The sequence below is a fragment of the Streptomyces sp. NPDC060209 genome, from assembly GCF_042728155.1.
Classification (GTDB): domain Bacteria; phylum Actinomycetota; class Actinomycetes; order Streptomycetales; family Streptomycetaceae; genus Streptomyces.
The window spans coordinates 1-20,071 of record NZ_JBHWZS010000147.1 but is presented as its reverse complement, the minus strand read 5'-3'; the positions used below and the strand labels follow the sequence as shown (position 1 = coordinate 20,071).

At 70.5% G+C, this 20,071-nt stretch carries 21 protein-coding genes; 6 read left to right on the top strand and 15 right to left on the bottom strand.

Features of this window, described 5'->3' with window-relative positions; all coding sequences use genetic code 11:
* Nucleotides 1-28: 28 nt before the first annotated feature.
* The 9 genes from ACFWFI_RS25355 to ACFWFI_RS25315 all read right to left on the bottom strand — a co-directional run bounded on the left by ACFWFI_RS25355 (nucleotide 29) and on the right by ACFWFI_RS25315 (nucleotide 8,108).
* Nucleotides 29-1,231: a hypothetical protein gene (locus ACFWFI_RS25355; protein WP_387394334.1), complete on the bottom strand. Its 1,203-nt coding sequence runs from the start codon at nucleotides 1,229-1,231 to the stop codon at nucleotides 29-31.
* An 80-nt stretch (nucleotides 1,232-1,311) separates the two neighbouring features.
* A complete protein-coding gene (locus tag ACFWFI_RS25350; protein WP_387394338.1) occupies nucleotides 1,312-1,602 on the bottom strand; it encodes a type II toxin-antitoxin system RelE family toxin in 291 nt (96 codons plus the stop codon).
* 82 nt (nucleotides 1,603-1,684) lie between these two features.
* Entirely contained in the window at nucleotides 1,685-1,939 is a 255-nt protein-coding gene (locus ACFWFI_RS25345; protein WP_387394332.1) for a type II toxin-antitoxin system prevent-host-death family antitoxin, read from the bottom strand.
* A 129-nt stretch (nucleotides 1,940-2,068) separates the two neighbouring features.
* Nucleotides 2,069-2,938, bottom strand: a complete 870-nt coding sequence (locus tag ACFWFI_RS25340) for a phosphogluconate dehydrogenase C-terminal domain-containing protein (protein ID WP_387394330.1) — start codon at nucleotides 2,936-2,938, stop codon at nucleotides 2,069-2,071.
* Nucleotides 2,938-3,735: a sugar phosphate isomerase/epimerase family protein gene (locus ACFWFI_RS25335; RefSeq protein WP_387394328.1), complete on the bottom strand. Its 798-nt coding sequence runs from the start codon at nucleotides 3,733-3,735 to the stop codon at nucleotides 2,938-2,940. The genes ACFWFI_RS25340 and ACFWFI_RS25335 overlap by 1 nt, the downstream gene beginning before the upstream one ends.
* Nucleotides 3,720-4,517 carry a triose-phosphate isomerase family protein gene (locus tag ACFWFI_RS25330; RefSeq protein ID WP_387394326.1) on the bottom strand — a complete coding sequence of 266 codons (798 nt, stop codon included), beginning with the start codon at nucleotides 4,515-4,517 and terminating at the stop codon, nucleotides 3,720-3,722. The genes ACFWFI_RS25335 and ACFWFI_RS25330 overlap by 16 nt, the downstream gene beginning before the upstream one ends.
* The gene (locus tag ACFWFI_RS25325) at nucleotides 4,517-5,011 is read right to left on the bottom strand and encodes a ribose-5-phosphate isomerase (RefSeq protein WP_387394324.1); all 495 of its coding nucleotides are present in this window, start codon (nucleotides 5,009-5,011) and stop codon (nucleotides 4,517-4,519) included. Before ACFWFI_RS25325 ends, ACFWFI_RS25330 begins: the two co-directional genes overlap by 1 nt.
* On the bottom strand, nucleotides 5,011-6,747 hold the full coding sequence (locus tag ACFWFI_RS25320; protein ID WP_387394322.1) for a dihydroxyacetone kinase family protein: 1,737 nt from the start codon (nucleotides 6,745-6,747) through the stop codon (nucleotides 5,011-5,013). The genes ACFWFI_RS25325 and ACFWFI_RS25320 overlap by 1 nt, the downstream gene beginning before the upstream one ends.
* A complete protein-coding gene (locus ACFWFI_RS25315; protein WP_387394320.1) occupies nucleotides 6,747-8,108 on the bottom strand; it encodes an MFS transporter in 1,362 nt (453 codons plus the stop codon). Before ACFWFI_RS25315 ends, ACFWFI_RS25320 begins: the two co-directional genes overlap by 1 nt.
* A gap of 243 nt (nucleotides 8,109-8,351) precedes the next feature.
* Between ACFWFI_RS25315 and ACFWFI_RS25310 the strand changes: the two genes are divergently transcribed.
* Nucleotides 8,352-9,101 carry a FadR/GntR family transcriptional regulator gene (locus ACFWFI_RS25310; protein ID WP_387394318.1) on the top strand — a complete coding sequence of 250 codons (750 nt, stop codon included), beginning with the start codon at nucleotides 8,352-8,354 and terminating at the stop codon, nucleotides 9,099-9,101.
* Between the two features lie 4 nt (nucleotides 9,102-9,105).
* Here ACFWFI_RS25310 and ACFWFI_RS25305 read toward each other — a convergent pair whose 3' ends face one another.
* Nucleotides 9,106-9,888: an HAD family hydrolase gene (locus ACFWFI_RS25305; RefSeq protein WP_387394336.1), complete on the bottom strand. Its 783-nt coding sequence runs from the start codon at nucleotides 9,886-9,888 to the stop codon at nucleotides 9,106-9,108.
* Nucleotides 9,889-10,008: 120 nt separating this feature from the next.
* On the opposite strand from ACFWFI_RS25305, the gene ACFWFI_RS25300 reads away from it, so the two are divergent.
* The 3 genes from ACFWFI_RS25300 to ACFWFI_RS25290 all read left to right on the top strand — a co-directional run bounded on the left by ACFWFI_RS25300 (nucleotide 10,009) and on the right by ACFWFI_RS25290 (nucleotide 13,395).
* The gene (locus ACFWFI_RS25300; protein WP_387394316.1) at nucleotides 10,009-12,585 is read left to right on the top strand and encodes a bifunctional FO biosynthesis protein CofGH; all 2,577 of its coding nucleotides are present in this window, start codon (nucleotides 10,009-10,011) and stop codon (nucleotides 12,583-12,585) included.
* Nucleotides 12,586-12,691: 106 nt separating this feature from the next.
* Entirely contained in the window at nucleotides 12,692-12,961 is a 270-nt protein-coding gene (locus tag ACFWFI_RS25295) for a ribbon-helix-helix domain-containing protein (RefSeq protein WP_387394314.1), read from the top strand.
* Entirely contained in the window at nucleotides 12,958-13,395 is a 438-nt protein-coding gene (locus ACFWFI_RS25290; protein WP_387394312.1) for a type II toxin-antitoxin system VapC family toxin, read from the top strand. The genes ACFWFI_RS25295 and ACFWFI_RS25290 overlap by 4 nt, the downstream gene beginning before the upstream one ends.
* Before the next feature lie 27 nt (nucleotides 13,396-13,422).
* On the opposite strand, the gene ACFWFI_RS25285 is transcribed toward ACFWFI_RS25290, so the two are convergent.
* The gene (locus ACFWFI_RS25285) at nucleotides 13,423-13,797 is read right to left on the bottom strand and encodes a MerR family transcriptional regulator (protein WP_387394310.1); all 375 of its coding nucleotides are present in this window, start codon (nucleotides 13,795-13,797) and stop codon (nucleotides 13,423-13,425) included.
* 59 nt (nucleotides 13,798-13,856) lie between these two features.
* Here ACFWFI_RS25285 and ACFWFI_RS25280 point away from each other — a divergent pair, with 59 nt between their 5' ends.
* The gene (locus ACFWFI_RS25280) at nucleotides 13,857-14,963 is read left to right on the top strand and encodes an alkene reductase (protein WP_387394308.1); all 1,107 of its coding nucleotides are present in this window, start codon (nucleotides 13,857-13,859) and stop codon (nucleotides 14,961-14,963) included.
* On the opposite strand, the gene ACFWFI_RS25275 is transcribed toward ACFWFI_RS25280, so the two are convergent.
* A complete protein-coding gene (locus ACFWFI_RS25275) occupies nucleotides 14,936-15,127 on the bottom strand; it encodes a hypothetical protein (protein WP_387394306.1) in 192 nt (63 codons plus the stop codon). The two genes, ACFWFI_RS25280 and ACFWFI_RS25275, sit on opposite strands and share 28 nt — an antisense overlap.
* A 144-nt stretch (nucleotides 15,128-15,271) precedes the next feature.
* Between ACFWFI_RS25275 and ACFWFI_RS25270 the strand changes: the two genes are divergently transcribed.
* Nucleotides 15,272-16,387, top strand: a complete 1,116-nt coding sequence (locus ACFWFI_RS25270) for an ADP-ribosylglycohydrolase family protein (protein WP_387394304.1) — start codon at nucleotides 15,272-15,274, stop codon at nucleotides 16,385-16,387.
* Nucleotides 16,388-16,467: 80 nt separating this feature from the next.
* Here ACFWFI_RS25270 and ACFWFI_RS25265 read toward each other — a convergent pair whose 3' ends face one another.
* The 3 genes from ACFWFI_RS25265 to ACFWFI_RS25255 form a co-directional block, all read right to left on the bottom strand.
* Nucleotides 16,468-18,051 carry a sodium:solute symporter family protein gene (locus tag ACFWFI_RS25265; RefSeq protein WP_387394302.1) on the bottom strand — a complete coding sequence of 528 codons (1,584 nt, stop codon included), beginning with the start codon at nucleotides 18,049-18,051 and terminating at the stop codon, nucleotides 16,468-16,470.
* Between the two features lie 547 nt (nucleotides 18,052-18,598).
* Complete coding sequence (locus ACFWFI_RS25260; RefSeq protein ID WP_329229919.1) at nucleotides 18,599-18,805, bottom strand: DUF397 domain-containing protein; 207 nt, start codon at nucleotides 18,803-18,805, stop codon at nucleotides 18,599-18,601.
* 267 nt (nucleotides 18,806-19,072) lie between these two features.
* A complete protein-coding gene (locus ACFWFI_RS25255; protein WP_387394299.1) occupies nucleotides 19,073-19,930 on the bottom strand; it encodes a helix-turn-helix domain-containing protein in 858 nt (285 codons plus the stop codon).
* Between the last annotated feature and the right edge of the window lie 141 nt (nucleotides 19,931-20,071).

Sequence of the window (20,071 nt, the reverse complement as noted above, 5' to 3'; positions counted from 1 at the left end):
CCCGGCGACAGCCGGACGGGGGCTGCTGTCATACGGCGGGCCGGTCCGGCAGTTGCGCGGGCGCCGGTTCGGTGGGCGTGGTGGGCGGCGGCACGGTCTCGGTGCTCTCCGCGCCGCCTCCGGCCAGGCGCAGGGCCACGACCGCGGTGAGGCCGGCCAGCACGCCCCAGGTCAGCGCGGCGGGGACGCCGTGGCCGAGGCTTCCGGACAGGTGCTGCCATCCCCAGCGCGCCCCCGAGTCCCCACCGGTCATCACTGCCTGCAGCAGCTGGTTCGCCAGCAGTCCGACGACGGTCGCGCAGACCGCCCCGGCCACCATCGCCGGCACGGTGGCCCGGGTGAGCAGGACGGGCAGTCGCCGCAGCGTCCACCACACCACGGCGAGCAGCAGCACGTCGGCGAGGCGGTACAGGAACCAGTGGCCGGTCGACCCGCCCGCCGGGCCCGCCCAGCCGCCGAGCAGCAGCCACTGCCGCAGCAGGTCGCCCGGTTCGGAGAGCAGCCGGCCGGGCAGGGAGACCGTCTGGATGGACGCTGCCACCGACTCGTAGGAGAGGACCACCGAGGAGACGGCGACCACGGCGGTACCGGCGGTCGCCGCGAGACGGGCGGCCCGCACGGGGACGGCCCGCAGCGGCAGCGGGCCCGCGCCCTTGGCCGTGATCCGCGCCACGAGCACGGTGACGGCTGCCGCGACGAGCGCGGTCACCACCACGATCTGCCGCCCGCCGGAGCCCACGGACGCCAGCTGGGGCAGGAGGCGGTAACTGCCGTGCCCGTACGAGGCGATGAGCCACGGCGCGGAGACGGTCACCGCGAGGGTCCCGGTGACCAGGCCCCAGGCCCACACCGCGAGGAGCGTGGCCGGAAGGCGGCCGTTCACCGGTGGCAGCCTGCGGACCAGGAGGAGCGCGCCGGGTACGAAGAAGGCGAAGAGCGCGGCGAACCGGATCTGCATCGCGGTCCCGTACAGGGAGAGATAGCGGCCGGGGTCGGCCGAGCCCTGATCCCCGATGTCCCCCAGTACCCCGGTGCCGAACCGGACCGAGTCCGGCGGATCGTATGACCAGGGGGTGAGCCAGTACTGGAGGTCGGCGGCCGTCCGGCCGCCGAGCGCATCGCTGGTGCCCGGCAGACGCAGTGCGTTCACGCTCGCCCCCGCCCACCACAGAAGTGCCGTGAGCAGCACCCCTCCGACCAGTGCCGGTATCGCCGCACGTCTGTATGTCATGAACTGCCCCCGCATCGATCACGCGCCCCGTGAATTCCCCCTGGCCGATGGGAGGTTACGGGGCGGTGATCACACGAGGGTCACGGTCGCACGTCGTCTTGGCGGGCCGTGCCACGCGAAGGGCCGGGCCCTCCACCCCTGATGGAGAGCCCGGCCCTTCGGGGAGCGCCGAGCGGTGAAGCGGTTCGGTCCCGGTGGTCCGGAGGCCAGCCGATTCGTCCTACATGGATCACGATCACCGTTACCGCCGCATCGGTGATTTCGTACATCACCCGATAGCGGCCCACATGCATGCGGCGGAGGGTGGGGGCTCCGTACTCGGCTGACCCCTCCGGTCGAGGGCTGTCGGCGAGGAGATCGACGGCGTCCATCAGCAGGCGCAGGCCGTCGGGGTCATCCTTGAGGAATCGGGCCGCCTGATCGATGGCGTGCTCGTCCATGTGACCTGATACGTCAATGCTGCTCCAGGCCGAGTCGGGCGCGTACCTCGTCATGAGACACGGTCTCCACCGTGCCGGCCGTCTGACGCGCACGGTACTGCGCCAGAGCGAGGGCGTCCTCGAGCTCGGCGAGCTCCTGCGGGTTGATCAGTATGGCGGCGGGCTGGCCATGGTCGGTGATGGTGATGCGCTCGCGAGCGTGGGACGCCCGGCGCACCAGCGAGCCGAAGCGGGCGCGGGCCTCTGTGATCGGCAGTGTGTCACTCATGTGCAGAAGTGTACACTTCTAGCGCCTTTGTGGGGTGGGGTGCGCGAAGGGCCGGGCCCTCCACCCCTGATGGAGAGCCCGGCCCGTTCCGCGGGAGTACCGAGCGGTGTACCGGTGGTCAGGACCGGGTCAGCGCTTGATCTCCTTGATCTTGAGCATCCGCGTGATGACCTTGTCGAGCTCGTCGTCCTTGAAGACGTTCTTCCAGTCGTCGCGGACGATCGACTCGCGCCCGTAGTCCATCGCGATCAGGCACGCGTCGGAGAACGGGTTCGAGCCCTTGAGGGTGTTGGCCAGCGCGACCTGCGTGTGGCCGAGCAGCATGGCGCGGGCGGCCTTCTCCGGGACGCCCACCGTGTGGACCGTCTCGTGGAGCGCCTCGGTCAGCAGGGCGCCGACCATGCAGGCGATCGTCTCGACGAGGGTCGGCTCCAGGACCGCGAGCTGCTTGACGGTCACCCAGTGCACCTCGACGACCGGTGCGTACATGGTGGAGATGACGGCCTCGGCGAGCTCCTGCGCGGCCGGGTCGGCGGCCTCGTCGGCGGGCTCGAAGGAGGCGACGACCTCCTGCGGGGCGGCGATGCCGCCGAAGGTGTCCGCCCATTCCTCCTTCGTCGTGCGCTCCAGGAACACCGACGGGTGGCAGGGGTGCGCGACGGCGTTGTGCACGTCGGCGCGGCGGGTCAGCAGGCCGGCGTAGGCGGCGGCCGGGTCCAGGGTCAGCAGGATCGCGCCGGGCTTCATGACCGGGACGAGCTGCTCGGAGACCGTGCCGAGGACGACGTCAGGGACGGCGAGGATGACGACGTCGGCCTGCGCGGCGGCGTCGGCGCTGTCAGTCAGCTCGCGGCCGAGCTCGCGGATCAGCTCCTGGCCCTTGGGGGAGTTCTCGGCGAAGAGGGTGGTGAAGTCGCTCTTGACCAGGTTGTTGGAGACGCGCTGGCCCATCTTGCCTGCGGCCCCGATGACGGCGACGGTCTTGGATCCGGTGGCCATTACTTGCTCCTCAAAAGGGTGTTGATGCTGTGCCGGGTCCACTGGTCCTCCAGGCGGGCGGTTTCCTCGAAATCGCCCTGCCAGGGGAGCCAGTGCTCCACGATCTGGTTGATGCCCCGCTCGTCCGGTCCGACCGTGTCGATCATGTGGCCGTAGTCGAGGAGGCCCTCGCCGAGAAGGCAGCCGGCGAAGGTGAAGCCGACCCAGCCGTCGCGGCGGGAGAACGAGAAGTCCTTGACGTGGATGTTCACCACGTAGGGGGCGGTGGCGTCGACGACGTCCACCGGGCGCTCCAGCCGGGCGACGCTGTTGCCCGGGTCGAGGACGACGCCGAGGTGCGGGCTGTCCACGCCGCGTACGACTGACAACAGGTCGTCGGTCGATACCTGTTCGTAGGTCTCCAGGCCGAGCGTGACACCCGCCGCCGCGTAGGCGGGGACGGCCTCGCGCAGGAGGGCGGTGGCCTCCGCGACGGTCGGCCGGTGGTCCGCGGTGTTCATCATCGAGCGCACCAGGGTGACGCCCAGGCGCCGTGCGATGCGGAGGTAGGTGGCGAGGTGCTCCGTGCGCACGCCCCTGGTGCCCAGCTCCAGCGTGATGCCGTGCCCGGCCGCCGTTGCGCGCAGGGCGTCGAGCTGCTCGTCGTCGTACGTCTCGATCAGCGGGTAGTCGCAGATCTGGAAGACCTCGCCGCCCGTCTCCCGGGTCTGCGCGAGCATCTCGTCGAGCGTGACGGGGCGGGGGGCCCTGTCCGAGATGCGCCAGAAGAAGGCGTAGGTGCTCAGGCCGTAGGACACGCGAGAGCTCCTTCCAGGGTCTCGTCGAGGATGCGTTCCACCGCTGCCGGGTCGTGGGCGAAGCGGCCGAGGAACAGTCCGTCGACGCCCGTGCCCAGTTCGGTCAGCAGCCCGGGGCCCGCGCTGCCGCCGTAGATCACGCGGCTGCCGGCCAGGGACGGCTGGGTGGCGAGCCAGGTGGTGAGGGCTGCGCAGACGGCGCGGATGTGCTCCGGGGAGGCGGGCCGGGGGGCGCCGATGGCCCACTGCGGCTCGTACGCCAGGACGACCGGGGCGAGGGGGCCCTCGTGTGCCGCCGTGGCCAGGATGCGTTCGGCCTCGGCGACCGTGCGTGCGGCCGCCTCGGAGGGGGACACCTGGTCGAGTTCGCCGATGCAGAGCACCGGGGTCAGGCCGTTGCGCAGGGCGGCAGCGGTCTTGGCGGCGACGACCGTGTCGCCCTCGCCGAAGAGCCGGCGGCGCTCGGCATGGCCGACCTCGGCGTAGCGTGCGCCGATCTCGTGCAGGTGGGCGCCGCTGACCTCGCCGGTGTACGGGCCGGAGTCGTCGGTCGCCAGGTCCTGCGCGCCGGTCCGCACCTCCGTGCCTGCCAGGATCCCGGTGACCGGGACCAGCGCGGGGAAGGCGGGCAGCACGAACAGCTCGGCCGTTCCGCTGGTGACAGCCGGGTGCCGGGCGGCGAGTGCGGCGATGCTGCGCGCCCAGTTGAGGGTCTGGTGGTGGCCGAAGTACATCTTCAGGCTCACCCCGATCGTGACCCGGGGGTTCTGCGCGGCGGACATCAGGCTGCGGCTTCCTGCTGGTTCTCGTGGTCGTTCTTGTTCTCGTAGTCGTCCATCAGCGCGACCTTGGCGGCGGACGCCGACGCCTCGTCGAAGCGGTACGTCAGCCACTCGGCGGCGAGCCGGCGGGCCAGCTCCAGGCCGACGACGCGCTGGCCGAAGGTGAGGACCTGGGCGTTGTTCGAGAGGACCGCGCGCTCGACGGAGAAGGAGTCGTGGGCGGTGACGGCCCGGATCCCCTTGACCTTGTTGGCGGCGATGGCGACCCCGAGGCCCGTTCCGCAGACCAGCAGGGCGCGGTCGGCCTCGCCGCGGGCGATCATCTCGGCGGCGGCGATGGCGACCTTCGGGTAGGCGGTGTGCCCGTCCGCGTCGACCCCCACATCGGTGACGGTGGCGACGAGGCCGCTGGCCTCCAGGTCCTTCCTGAGGGCTTCCTTGTACGCGTAGCCGGCGTCGTCGGAGCCGACGACGATGCGGAGCTTTTCGGACATCAGTGGTTCTCCAGGGTGGGTACGAACACGCCGTGCACGGCACGGACGATCAGGGCGAGCGAGTGGGCTCCGGCATCCGGAGTGCCGAGGCTCTTCTCGGCGTGCGGCCGGGCGCGGCCCATCCGGGGGAGCAGGCCCGCCGTGGCTTCTGCGGCGGCGGACGCGGAGTGCGCGGCGGTGTCCCAGGCGGTGGCCAGGGGCTGTCCCGCCTGCGTGGCGGCGGTGAGCGCGTAGGAGAAGGGGACGAGGACGTCGACCATCGTCTTGTCGCCGACCTCCGCCTTCCCGAGCTCCATCACGCCGGCCGTCGCCCGTGCGACCCCTGAGGCGACCACGGGGGCCGTGGGCCGCTCGGTGTCGCCGAGCGCGGTGCCGACCGCCCGGAGGATGACGCCCCACAGGGCGCCGGAGGTGCCGCCCGCCCGGTCGGCCCAGGCGTCGGCAGCCCGGTGCAGAAGCGTTTCTGCACCGGCGCCGAGCGTCTCGGCGCGGGCCGCCGCCTCGTACGCCCCGGTGGAGCCGCGCTGCATGCCGATGCCGTGGTCGCCGTCACCGGCGACCGCGTCGATCCGGCCGAGCTCCTCGGCGTGGACACCGACGGTGTCCTTGAGGACGCGCAGGGCGGCGAGGACCGTGCGGGCCGCCTCGCGGGAGGCGTCGGTGGCGGGCGGGACGCTGTCCTCGGCCGCCTCCGCCGTCAGGTCCGGGACGAACAGTTCCGCGGCTTCGACGGTGCCCTTGCGGTAGGCGGGGGCGTCGGCCGGGGCCGTCCACAGCGGCTCCAGCTCCTCGGTGAGCCAGCACAGGGTGAGCGAGACACCGGCCATGTCGAAGCTGGTGACCAGCTCGCCGACCTCGGGGTCGACGGTCTGGACACCGGCCTCGGCGAGAAGTTGCGCGACCCGGCGGTAGACGACGAACAATTCCTCGTACTTCACCGAGCCGAGGCCGTTGAGGATCACCGCGGCCCGCTGCCCGCGCGGCGACCCGACTCCCTCGGGAAGCTCGCCGAGGACGGTGGAGACCAGGAGTTCGGCCGCCTCGTCGGCGGTCGGCACGGGCCGCTCGCCCATGCCGGGCTCGCCGTGGATGCCGAGGCCCACGGCCATGCGGCCCTCGGGAACCGTGAAGAGGGGGTGGTCGGCGCCCGGCAGCGTGCAGCCGGAGAACGCGACACCGAAGGAGCGGGTACGGGCGTTCGCCAGCTCCGCGATCCGGGTCACCTCGTCCAGCGGCCGGCCGGCCTCGGCCGCCGCTGCGGCCACCTTGAAGACGGCCAGGTCCCCGGCGACACCGCGGCGCTTGTGGGCGTCGTCGGGCGAGGCGCTGGACATGTCGTCCGTGACGCCGAGCGTGCGGGCGGGTATGCCCTCGGCGGTCAGCTCTGCGGCGGCCTGGCCGAAGTGCAGGACGTCGCCCGCGTAGTTCCCGTAGGCGAGGAGGACGCCGCCGCCGGTCTCGGCGGCCCTGGCGACCTGGCGCACCTGGTGGGCGGAGGGCGAGGCGAAGACGTTGCCGACCGCCGCGCCGTGGGCGAGGCCCTGACCGACCAGCCCGGAGAAGGCCGGGTAGTGCCCGGAGCCGCCGCCGACCACCACGGCGACCTGGCCGGGGGCGGTACGGGTGGCCCGGACCACTCCGCCGGGGACCTGGCGGACCCTGCGGGGGTGGGCGGCGACGAAGCCTTCGAGCGCTTCGTCGGCGAAGGCGGCGGGGTCGTTGGACAGGCGGGTCATCAGCGAACCTCTGCGAGAGGCCGGCCGTGGTGCGCGTCCCGGTCGTTGGACCGTTTGGCGAGCCACAGCATCAGCGCGGCGGACATGAGCATGAAGGCCCCGACGAGGAACAGCGGCAGGTAGTACGCACCGCTGAAGTCCTTCAGCCAGCCGGTCACGTATCCGGCGGCGAAACCGGCCACGTTGCCCGCGGTGTTGATCAGGGCGATACCGGCCGCGGCTGCCGCGCCGGTCAGGAACTGCGAGGGGACCGACCAGAAGACCGGCAGCGCGGCGAAGATCGCACAGGCGGTGACGGTGATGACGGCGATCGTGGCGGCCGGTGAGCCCATGTAGAGGGCGACCGGGATGGAGATTCCGCCGACGACGGCCGGTCCCGCGATGTGCCAGGTACGGACACCGTGCTTGGTGGCGTTGCGCGACCAGAAGTAGAGGACGATCGCGGCCGGGAGGTACGGGACGGCCGTGATCAGGGCCTTGTCCATGACGCTGAACGTCGTGCCGAACTGCTCCTGGAAGCCGTTGATGATCGTCGGCAGGAAGAAGGCGAGGGCGTACAGGCCGTAGATGAAGCCGAAGTAGATGAGGGCGAGCGTCCACACCCGGCTGTTGGTGAAGGCGGCCTTCAGGGCCTCCTTGCCGTGGTTGGTCTTCTCGTCCGCACCGGTCTTGCCGGCGTTCTCGGCTGCGAGTTCCTTCGTCAGCCAGTCCCGCTCGTCAGGGGTCAGCCACTTCGCGTCGGCCGGCTTGTCGATCAGGTAGAACCAGGCGACGACACCCAGCAGGATCGCCGGGATGGACACGCCGAGGAACATCACGCGCCAGCCCTCGAGGCCGAAGAGCCCGTGCTGGTTGATGAACCAGCCGGCGAGCGGGGCGCCGATGACAGTGGTCAGTGGCTGCGCCAGGTAGAAGAGGCCGAGCACCTTCGTACGGTGCCGGGAGGGCACCCACTGGCTGAGGAAGAGGATCGCGCCGGGGAAGAAGCCGGCCTCGGCGACACCGAGCAGGAAGCGGAGCGTATACAGCTGCTCGATGTTCTGCACCCAGGTGAAGAGGAGGGCGACGATGCCCCAGGACACCATGATCCTGGCCAGCCAGCGCCGGGCGCCGAACTTGTGCAGTGCCATGTTGCTGGGCACTTCGAGAATGATGTAGCCGATGAAGAAGACGCCGGAGGCGAAGCCGAACTGCGCCGCGGTGAGGGCGAGGTCCTGCCCCATGCCGTTGGGCTCGGCGAAGGAGACGGCCGTCCGGTCCAGGTAGTTCACGAAGAACATCAGGGCCACGAAGGGGACGAGCCGGACCGAGACCTTCTTGATCGCTGATCTCTCGATCGCTGAATGCGCAGTGGCGCCCATGGAGACTCCTCGCTTGCGGACCGCTTTGTCCGGTTCTGTGTCTACTCCGGCAGGTGAAGGCGAACCATGGAAGGTTGTGTTTCCGGCCGGTGAACAACTCCAAGCTAGCCCTGGATCCTAAATTGGTCACCAATTTACCAAAGTGACGTAGGTCGCTCCCCTGAGCTCTTCTCCTGGACCGATGAGCGCGTTATCGTCCGCCCGCTCCGGGGTTCCGTCGTCCCGTCTGATGTACTGGTCAGCGTGTCCACGCAGCCCGAAGCGCCCGATTTCACGTCACTTCTGCGCCCCGTCGTACGGGAGTCCTCGGTCAGTGAGGTGGCCAAGCGGCTCCTTGATCACCTGTCCGAGGGAAACCTGAAGCCGGGTACGCGCCTGCCCGCCGAGCGCCAGCTCGCCGACGCCCTCGGCGTCGCGCGCTCCAGCGTGCGCGGGGCGCTGTCCGCGCTGGACGTCCTGGGCATCATCGAGATCAGGCCGGGCTCGGGCTCGTACGTCCGTGAGGGGACCTCGGAGTTCCTGCCGCGGGCCATCAACTGGGGCCTGATGCTCGGTCAGCGCCGCACGCAGGACCTGGTCGAGGTCCGCACCTTCATGGAGGGCATGTCGGCGCGGCTGGCCGCGGACCGGGCGTCCGAGGCGGACGTCGAGCGGCTGGAGAAGCACCTGGAGCGGATGCGGGAGGCGGGGACGGACGTCAAGGCGTTCATCGACGCCGATATCGCCTTCCATCTGGAGACCGCGAACATCGCCCGCAACACGGTGCTCAGCGACATCCTGCACTCCATCCGGGCTCTGCTCCAGGTGTGGATGGAGCGGGCGGGAGACATCGAGGGCACGGTCAGCGGGACGCTGCACGAGCACGGGGCCGTGCTCGACGCGATCCGGGCGGGTGACCCGGAGGGCGCGGACGCGGCGATGGCCGAGCACATGCGGCTGGCGAGCGACCGGCTGAGGCTCTCGCTGCGCGGAGACGAGGACCAGGGGGAGTAGGGGCTCAGGGCCGCGAATGCTCGGGAGGCGCGGACTCCTCAGCGGGAGGCGCGGTCTCCTCCGCGGGAAGGGCGGCCTGCTCGGGAGGGGCGGCCTCCGCGGCGGGTGCGGACCGTGCGGGCGGGGTGGCGAACGCCCTTCGGCGCCCGGCTCCGCCCAGCAGTGCCGGAAGCTCGGTCAGGGCGCTGACGCGCCAGTCCGCCGTCTCCACGACGTCCGGGTGGTCCGCCCACCAATGACCGTACGGGCCACGGCGGATGTGGGCCGCCCTCAGTCCTGAGGACTTCGCAGGGAAGAGGTCGTCGGCGGGATGGTCGCCCACGTACAGGGTGGCCTCCGGTGCGGCGCCCGACACCTCCAGTACGCGGGCGAAGAACTCCCGGTCCGGTTTCGTGACGCCCCACTCCTCCGAGGTGACGACCAGGTCGGCCGGCAGGTCCAGAGCTCGCAGAAGCTCTCCGGCCCGGACCGTCCGGTCGCCCGCGACGACGATCCGCAGCCCGAGCGCGCGTAGTTCGGCCAGGGCGGGGCGGACGTCGGGGTAGAGGTCCGTCTCGTCCAGGTGCTCGCCGCGGCCGGCCGCCGCACGGGCGTGGTACGCCTCGCCGACGTCCATGCCGGGGCGCAGGACGCGCAGTGCGTCGGTGCAGTCGCGGCCCTGTGCGACGGCGGCGCCCACCAGCGCGCTGACGGTGTGCGGCGGGACCCCGAGCCAGTCGGCCCAGGAGGCCCAGTGGCGGTCGTCGCGGACGAGGGTTTCTCCGATGTCGAAGACGATCGTTTCCATCACCTCTCCGAGCCTACGGGGCAAGCAGGACATAACGGCCAAGGCGCCAGTGCCGGACGGGCGGTTACGCCGGACATGGGCCCTGGTCCGGGAGGAGCGGCACGCTCGTATGCTCGGTTCATGACCGATCCTCAGCGCCCCACGACCAACGCCATGCGGCGCGCCCTCCGGCGGGCCCGCGACGGTGTCGCCCTCGACGTGGCCGAGGCCGCAGTACTGCTCCAGGCGCGGGGGGAGGACCTGACCGATCTCGCCGCGTCCGCCGCCCGGGTCCGGGACGCGGGTCTCGACGCCGCGGGCCGGCCCGGAGTGATCACGTACTCCCGCAAGGTCTTCATCCCGCTGACCCGGCTCTGCCGTGACACCTGCCACTACTGCACCTTCGTCACCGTGCCCGGGAAGCTCAAGCGCGCGGGCCACGGGATGTTCCTGTCGCCCGACGAGGTCCTCGACATCGCCCGTAAGGGTGCCGAAATGGGCTGCAAGGAAGCGCTGTTCACGCTCGGCGACCGGCCGGAGGACCGCTGGCCCGAGGCGCGGGAGTGGCTGGAGGCGGAGGGGTACGACGACACCCTGGCGTATGTGCGGGCCATGGCGATCCGGGTGCTGGAGGAGACGGGGCTGCTGCCGCACCTGAACCCCGGTGTGATGACGTGGACGGACCTGCAGAGGCTGAAGCCCGTCGCCCCGTCCATGGGCATGATGCTGGAGACGACGGCGACCCGGCTGTGGTCGGACAAGGGCGGCCCCCACTACGGCTCCCCTGACAAGGAGCCGGCGGTCCGGCTGCGGGTCCTGGAGGACGCCGGCCGGTCCAACGTGCCCTTCACCACGGGCATCCTGATCGGGATCGGTGAGTCCTACGAGGAGCGCGCCGACTCCCTCTTCGAGATGCGCAAGACCGCCCGGGCCTACCACGGCATCCAGGAAGTCATCGTCCAGAACTTCCGCGCCAAGCCGGACACGGCGATGCGCGGGATGCCGGACGCCGAACTGGAGGAGCTGGCCGCCGCGATCGCCGTCGCCCGCCACATCCTCGGCCCCTCGGCCCGCATCCAGGCCCCGCCGAACCTCGTCGACGCCGAGTACGCCCTGCTGATCGGCGCGGGCATCGACGACTGGGGCGGCGTGTCACCGCTCACGCCCGACCATGTGAACCCCGAGCGCCCCTGGCCGCACATCGACGAACTCGCGGCCCGCACCGCCGAGTCCGGCTTCCAGCTCCGCGAACGCCTGACGATCTACCCGGAGTTCATCCAGCGCGGTGAGCCCTGGCTGGATCCCCGCCTGCTGCCGCACGTGCGGGCGCTCGCCGACCCGGAGACCGGCCTCGCGAAGGAGGGCGCGATCCCGGTCGGGCTGCCCTGGCAGGAGCCCGACGAGGGCTTCAACGCCGTCGGCCGCACCGATCTGCACCGCACCATCGACACCGAGGGCCGCACCGGCGACCGGCGCGACGACTTCGACGAGGTGTACGGCGACTGGGAGGCCCTGCGTGAGGCCGCCGCCCCCGGCATGGTCCCCTCCAGGATCGACGCCGACGTACGCCAGGCCCTGAGCCAGGCCGCCGACGACCCCACGAAACTCACCGACGACCAGGCCCTCGCACTGCTCCACGCGGACGGACCGGCGCTGGACGAGCTGTGCCGGATCGCGGACACCCTGCGCCGCGACGTGGTCGGTGACGACGTCACCTACATCGTCACCAGGAACATCAACTTCACCAACGTCTGCTACACCGGCTGCCGTTTCTGCGCCTTCGCACAGCGGCGTACGGACGCCGACGCCTACACCCTCTCCCTGGACCAGGTCGCCGACCGTGCGGCGCAGGCCTGGGACGTCGGCGCGGTCGAGGTCTGCATGCAGGGCGGCATCCACCCGGACCTGCCCGGCACCGCGTACTTCGACATCGCCCGTGCGGTGAAGGAGCGCGTGCCCGGCATGCACGTCCACGCCTTCTCGCCGATGGAGGTGGTCAACGGCGCGACCCGCACCGGCATGTCCATCCGCGACTGGCTGACCGCCGCCAAGGAGGCCGGGCTCGACTCGATCCCGGGTACGGCGGCGGAGATTCTCGACGACGAGGTCCGCTGGATCCTCACCAAGGGGAAGCTGCCGACGGCCGACTGGCTGAACGTCATCCGCACGGCGCACGAGACGGGCCTGCGCTCCTCGTCCACGATGATGTACGGCCATGTCGACCAGCCCCGCCACTGGCTCGGCCACTTCAGGACGCTGGCCCGCCTCCAGCAGGAGACCGGTGGCTTCACGGAGTTCGTCACGCTGCCCTTCATCCACACCAACGCCCCGGTCTACCTGGCGGGCATCGCCCGTCCCGGTCCCACCGACCGCGACAACCGGGCCGTCACCGCGATGGCCCGCCTCCTGCTCCACCCGCACATCACCAACATCCAGACCAGTTGGGTGAAGCTCGGGGCGGAGGGGGCCGCCGAGATGCTCCGCTCGGGCGCGAACGACCTGGGCGGGACCCTGATGGAGGAGACCATCTCCCGCATGGCGGGCTCCAGTTACGGCTCGTACCGCTCGATCCAGGACCTCGTCGCCATCGCCGACCTGGCGGGCCGGCCGGCGAAGCCGCGTACGACGCTGTACGGCGAGGTGCCGGAGGAGCGCGTCACGTCGGCGGCGGCATCGGACGGCCACCTGCCGGAGCTGCTGCCGGTGCTGCCGGGCTGAGACTCATCCCCCGCGCTTCCCGTCGGCAACGGGGAGCGCGGGGTCGCCGCTCGGATGCGGGGATTGACGGATCGCCGCAGTGGTACACAAGATGTACTATCGACGCATGGTCTTGAAGCGGACAAATGTGTACGCCGACGACGAGGATCTCGCCTTGATCAAGGAGGCGGCGGCCCGGATCGGCGTGTCCGAAGCGGAGCTGATCCGTGAAGGAATCCACCGCATAGCTCTTGCCCGGCGGGTCTGGGACAAGCCGTTCGTGGAGGACGGGGAGACCTTCGATCTGGGTGGACCGGTCACCCGGGAGGCAGTGCGCGACGCCGTGTCCGACGGGTTCTCCGAGCGTGAGGCCCGTAATCGGGGGCACGCGGCTTGATCGCCGTTGTCGACACGTCCGGGCTGCTGGTCCTGTACAACCGCTCCGATCCGGACCACCTCGCCGCGCGTAAGGCCGCCGATCAGTGCGGCCTCCTCGTCGCCAGTCCCCTTGCGCTCGCCGAAGTGCACCAGGTGGCCACGAGCCGGGCCGGGCGCCGCGCTGCCGACGGTATTCTCCGCTCGCTGACAGCTCGCATCAGAGAGTTGCGGCTGGTGCTGGCGCCTCCGACGCCGGACATTCTCGACGCGGCGCTGGCCGTACGAGCTCGCTACGGCTCGCTGAACCTGGATCTCGTGGACGCGGTGAATGTGGCGCTCGCAGCGGAGTACGACACCGACGCCGTCCTGACGAGAGATCTCCGGGACTTCAGGGCACTGCGGCCGCTCGCCGGGCGCTACGCCCACTTCAGGATCCTGCCGGATGATCTCTGAGCGGTGCCGATGCCTGCCCGGCGCCGCTCAGTCCCCGCGCGTGCTCCCGCCCGCCGCTGTGGCGATCACGTCGTCCAGTACCTCCCGGGAGCGGCGCAGCTCGTCGATCTTCCGGTCGATACGCTCGCGCTCCAGGGTGAGGTCGCTCACCAGGCTCGGGGTGGCGGTCGCGGAGGGACCGCCGTCCGCGTCCCGTACGCAGGGCAGCAGGTCGGCGATCTTCGAGCTGCACAGCCCGGCCGCGTAGAACTCCTGGATGCGGATCACACGGTCGACCGCGCCCTCCGGGTAGTCGCGGTGGCCGCCGGGGGTGCGCTCGGCCGCCAGCAGTCCCTGGGTCCCGTAGTAGCGCAGGGAGCGCTCGCTCACGCCCGTACGCCGGGCCAGCTCGCCGATCCGCATGGAACTCCTCACCTCCGGGGCTTGAACCTGACACCAATGTCAATTCTTACCGTTCCGGCATGACGAACGCAGCCACTTCCTCCCGGAAGCTCTTCGAGACCGTCTCACTCGGCCCCCTCACCCTTCCCCACCGCCTCGTAATGGCTCCGCTGACCCGGAACCGTGCCACGCCCGAGGGTGTACCGACCCCGCTCATGGCCGCCTACTACGCCCAGCGTGCCTCGGCGGGGCTGATCATCGCGGAGGCCTCCACGCCGAACCATGTGGGGCAGACGTATCCGAACATCACGGCGATCCACAGCCCGGCGCAGGTCGAGGGCTGGCGCCGGGTCACCGAGGCGGTGCGGGCGGAGGGCGGCAGGATGTTCCTCCAGATCCAGCACGGCGGACGCGTCGGGCACCCCGACACCAGCGGGCTGACGCCCGTGGCCCCCTCGCCGGTCGCGCTGCCCGGGACGATCCACACCCCGGACGGGCGCAGGCCCTCGGTCGTCCCGCGCGAGATGACCGCCGAGGACATCAGGTCCACCGTGGCGGACTTCGCCTCCGCCGCCCGCAACGCGATCGAGGCGGGCTTCGAAGGGGTCGAGGTGCACAGCGCCAACGGCTATCTGCTGCACCAGTTCCTGGCCCAGGGGACCAACCGGAGGACCGACGGGTACGGCGGGCCCGTGGGCCACCGCATCCGCTTCGTCGTGGAGGTGGTCGAGGCCGTCATCGAGGCGATCGGGCCCGAGCGGGTCGGCCTGCGCGTCTCTCCGGGCAACACGGTCAACGGCATGGACGAGGGCGACACCGCGGAGATCTACCCCGCGCTCCTCGCCGCCCTGGCGGGCCGCGGCGCGGCCTATCTGCACGTGGGGTACGCCGACCCGGAGGACCCCGTCCTCCAGCGGATCCGGAAGGACTGGCCGGGCACGCTGATCGCCAACCCCGTCCTGCCGAAGGACCGCATCCCGGAGGACGGCGGCATCGCCCACGGCGAGCGCCTGCTGGCAGCCGGAGCCGACGTGATCGCGCTCGGCCGCTCCTTCCTGGCCAACCCCGACCTGATCCGCCGGATGCGCACGGGCGCTCCGGTGAACCAGGTCCGGGACGCGTACCTGATGTACGTGGGCGGGGAGACGGGCTACACGGACTATCCGACGCTGGACGCCGTGGGGTGAGCCGGGTGGGCGACGAAGGCGGTCCATGCGGGCGCGGCGATGACGAGGGAGGGGGCGTCGGCGATCTTGCCGGCGGCGGGCCCCGGAGGCGTCCGTGGGGTGAGACCCCGGGCCTCGGCGGCGGCCGCCCGGTGCGCCGGACAGCCGGCGGCCGGACGCTCCACACAGCAGGCAGTTCAGCGGAAATGGGTCGGTCACATGCCAGGCGGCGAAACTCCGTACATTCCGTTCCGCCCCTGAACCGCTGCTTCCCGTTCGATTACAGTGCTTGCGCAGTCGCACACGGAGGGTCGGGTGGAAGGGGCACGGTGAGCACAGGGACCACAGCCGTATGGGGCCGTGTCCAGCAGCAGGACTTCCGCGGCCGGGTGCGGGGATCCCTGCTCGGCGGGGCCATCGGGGACGCGCTCGGGGCGGGCGTCTCGGGGCTCACCCTGGAGGCGATACGCGCCGCACACGGCGTGGACGGGGTCGCCGACTTCGTCCCCGTGCACGGCAGACGCGGTGCCGTCACCGCCGTCACCCAGCTCACCCTCTTCACCGTCGACGGGCTGATCAGGGCCCAGGTCCGCCGTGACACCGGTGCCTGGCATCCGCCCACCGACGTACACCGCGCCCATCTGCGCTGGGCGGCCACCCAGAGCGCCTGGGGGCCCGACGAACGCCGCAAGGACAACGGCTGGCTGGCCAGGGAGGAGTGGCTGTACAGCCGCCGCGCCCCCACCAGGGAGTGCCTGGTCGGCTTCGGTGACGCCACGATGGGCACGCTCGCCGTGCCCAAGAACCCGGCGGCGCGGGACTCGGCCGCGCTCACCCGCTCCGCGCCCTTCGGGCTGCTCGTCGGATGGGAGCCCCAGCTCGTCCTCCAGCTCGCGGTCGAGTGCGCCGCCCACACGCACGGCCACGCCACCGCCCAGCTCGCGGCCGGAGCCCTCGCCGTCATGGTGCACGGACTGGCACGCGGCGAGACCCTGGACGGTTCCGTCCAGCACGCTCTCGCCCTGCTCACCGAACGGCCGGGCGGCGAGCAGGTCACCGAAGCACTCCGGCAGGCCCTCGGCTCCGTACGCCAGGGGATCCCCGGGCCCGCCCTCATCGAGGCGCTCGGCGACACCGACTCCGCGGAGGAGGTGCTCGCCGTGGCGCTGTACTGCGCGCTGGTGGGCGAGGACATACGCCACGGGCTGCGGCTCGCCGTGAACCACTCCGGGCCGTCCGCGGCCACAGGGGCCGTCTGTGGGGCCCTTCTCGGGGCGCTGCACGGCGAGACGGCGCTGCCGCCGGCCTGGCTGGCGGAACTGGAGGGGCGCTCGACGCTCCTCGAACTCTCCGACGACTTCGCGATGGAGATGACCCAGGGGCCCGCCCTGCACAGTCCGACCGCGGTCGCCCCCGGCTGGCTGGCCCGCTATCCGCGGGACTGAGCGGGAGGGCCGGGCAGGACAGAGGTGGGCGGACGCCGCCGCGCCCGCCCACCGTTCATGTGCCCCCGCGTGCGGGGCAGTCAGTCCTTCACGCCCTCCGGAACCCCCGTGCTCTCCGGGCCGGGCTTCTGCAACGGGACGGCCGCCGCCGCGGCTCCGTCGGCAGGGCCCCCGCCGTCCGTGTTGATCAGCTCGATGAGGGCGTCGCGCTCCGGGGTGTCCTCGGGCTTGATGAACCCGATGACGATGTAGAGCACGAGCGAGATCGCCAGCGGCAGGGCCACCTGGTACTGAAGGGCGACATCCGTCTTCACCGAACCGTCGAGGTTGTAGTTCGTGAAGAAGAACGCGAGCAGCCCCGCCGCCCAGCTGGTGAGCGCCGCCGTCGGGCCGGACCGGCGGAACCTGCGCAGCAGGCCCAGCATGAACGGGATGGCGATCGGGCCCATCAGTCCGGCCACCCACTTGATGACGACCGAGATGATGTCCTTGAACGTCGGCGAGTTGATCTGGGTCGCCAGCGCCATCGAGAGTCCGAGGAAGGCGAGCGTGGACAGCCGCGCGGCCAGCAGACCGCTGCGGTTGCTCCAGGTGCGGGCCGCCTTGGAGAAGACCGGTGCGATGTCCCGGGTGAAGACCGCCGAGATGGCGTTGGCGTCGGAGGAGCACATGGCCATCGTGTGCGAGAAGAAGCCGACGACGACCAGGCCCAGCAGACCGTGCGGCAGCAGCTGCTCGGTCATGAGGGCGTAACTGTCCGAGGCGTCGGGCTTCTTCGCCTCGACGAGCAGCGGAGCGACCCACATCGGGAAGAAGAGCACCGTCGGCCAGACCAGCCACAGCACGGCCGAGAGCCGGGCCGAACGGGTCGCGGAGCGCGCGGAGTCCGTGGCCATGTAGCGCTGGGCCTGGTTCCACATGCCGCCGTTGTACTCGAAGGTCTTGATGAAGAGGTACGCGAGCAGGAACGTCACCGTGTACGGGCCGGCCGTCGGGCTCGTGTGGCCCTCGGGCAGCTTGTCCCAGACCGTCCACAGCGAGCTGAAGCCGCCCAGCTTGCCCATGGCGATGAACAGCATGGCGAGACCGGCGAAGAGCTGGATGATGAACTGCCCGAGCTCCGTGAGCGCGTCGGCCCACAGCCCGCCGACCGTGCAGTACACGGCGGTGATGGCGCCCGTGATGAAGATGCCCTGGGTCAGGGTGATGCCCGTGAAGACGGAGAGCAGCGTCGCGATGGCCGCCCACTTGGCACCGACGTCCACGATCTTCAGCAGCAGGCCGGACCAGGCCAGGGCCTGCTGGGTCTGGATGTTGTAGCGGTTCTTCAGGTATTCGAGCGGCGAGGCGACGTGCAGCCGCGAACGCAGCCGGTTGAGGCGGGGGGCGAAGAGCTTCGCGCCGATGCCGATACCGATCGCGATCGGCAGTGACCAGGTCACGAAGGACGTGACGCCGTACTGATAAGCGATACCCGCGTAGCCGGTGAACATCACCGCGCTGTAGCCGGACATGTGGTGCGAGATGCCGGACAGCCACCACGGCATCTTGCCGCCGGCCGTGAAGAAGTCGCTGACATTGTCCACGCGTTTGTGCGACCAGAGTCCGATCGCGACCATCACACCGAAGTATCCGATGAGCACGGCCCAGTCGAGACTGTTCATGTGCCCCCTCCAGGGGTCCGCCTTGTGAACGGGAACGCACTTCGCCAGTACGGCCGTTCAGCGGGGCCCCGTGCGGGAACAGGGACCTGGGGGATTGAACCGCCTGTCCGGGTCCACGGTCAAGGTCTTCTCGGTCAGAGATGTGAACGCAGATCAGCAAGGCGAACGATTTTACTCGTTCTTGACCTTGCGGGGCGTTGTCGCGAACGTGACCACGGCCACACGATGAGCGGGCACTTCGTCAGGCTGTGCAGAGACCGACGCAAAGCAGGAACGCCCGAGAACGCAGAACGACCGCACGGGATGCGGGTCCCGTGCGGCCGGAAAAGGGGGAGAGCTGTACGACGTGACTCACGCACCGATGGGCGCTCAGCGCGCTGTCGGTGTCGACCGCTGAGGTCGTGATGCGTGCGTACGCCGATCGGCGGGGCTGGGTCCGGTGGCGGGCCGAGCCCCCTCGGCCAGGACGGCGGGCCGGTCGAGAGGGCTCCTGGCGGTCGTGTGCGGCGACCGGACGCAGCGCGGCGCCTGGGAGACGACGTATGCGTCAGGCGTTGATCGAACCCGACGCGACGTCGCGCACGAAGGTGTTCCACGCTCCGGACACGAAGGAGAGCGAAGGGCCTTCGGGAGCCTTCGAGTCGCGCACGGCGATGGCCTGCGTGACGGGCGACTTCACCTCGACGCACGCCCCGTTGCCGCCGGAGTACGACGACTTCGTCCAGTTATCCGTAGCACCCTGAAGAATGGCCATGTTCACTCCGGTTCAGAGAGTTGATGTGAGTGGCACCAACTTCGTTCCTGTTGGCGTGATCGACGCTACTCGCCAACATCGCTTGGTGGTGGGGCCGTTCACTCGACCGGATGGCATATTCCATGTGGGTCTTCCGCTCCGAGGTGGGGGCGGTGTATCTTCCCGCCCCCACCTCACCTACATCACAGCATTACCCGCACATCAGGCTTTGTCGGACTGTCCTGTTCCAGCGGGTGCCGGAGCGCTTCCAGCGGTGCCCGAGGGCTTTCAGCGGGTGTAGCCCTTGGCGATGTCGCCGATGAACTGGCGGGTCTGGTCCACGTTCAACGCCTGTGCCCTCAGGTGCTCGTACATGACGCTGTAGCGCTGTACGTCATTCGCCTTCTCCAGGTAGAGGTCGCTGGTGACCCCCTCGATGTACACGACGCTGGAGTCCGCGGCGTCGGGGAATTCGAGAACGGCGTACTGGCCGTTGATGCCCGGGTGCGCCCCCATGTCGAAGGGCAGTACCTGCACGGTCACATGGGGCAGCTGGGACTGCTCGATCAGGTGCTCGAGCTGTTCGATCATGACCTGCTTGCCGCCCACGAGCCGGCGCAGGGCCGACTCGTCGATGACGGCCCACAGGCGCAGGGGGTGCTCGGGCGCGTTGACGCGGTCCTGGCGGCGGGCCCGGACGTTCACCCGCTTCTCGATGTCGGACGGCGGTGCCTCGGGCAGCGCGCCGTTGATCAGAGCCTCCGCGTAACCCCGGGTCTGCAGCAGGCCCGGGACGACCTGGGGTTCGTACACCCGGAGGGACTCGGCATCGGTTTCCAGCCCGATGTACACGCTGTACGGGATGTCGCCGAAGGCGTGCCACCAGCCCTGCTGGCGGGAGTCCTTCGCCATCTGCATCAGTGAGTCGACGACGCGGTGGTCCTCGACCTCGTACACCCCGCAGAGGTCGCGTACGTCGCGCTGGCTGATGGAACGGCGGCCGTTCTCCAGGCGGCTGATCTTCGACTGCGAGACCAGCAGCCGCTCCGCCACCTCCTCGGCCGTCATGCCCTTGATCTCGCGAAGGCGGCGCAATTCCTGGCCCAACCGGCGTCGCCTGACGGTGGGATTGACGTTGGTCGGCACGGAAACGGCACCTCCGGCTATGCAGCTCTTGTAGCTGTGCGTATCTACTGCTCAGCAGATTGCCACCCGAGCCCCCGGGCGCGCTGGGAAATCGCCACACGCAATGACGGCACGCAAGAGCGCGGGGCAGCCGGTGGATCC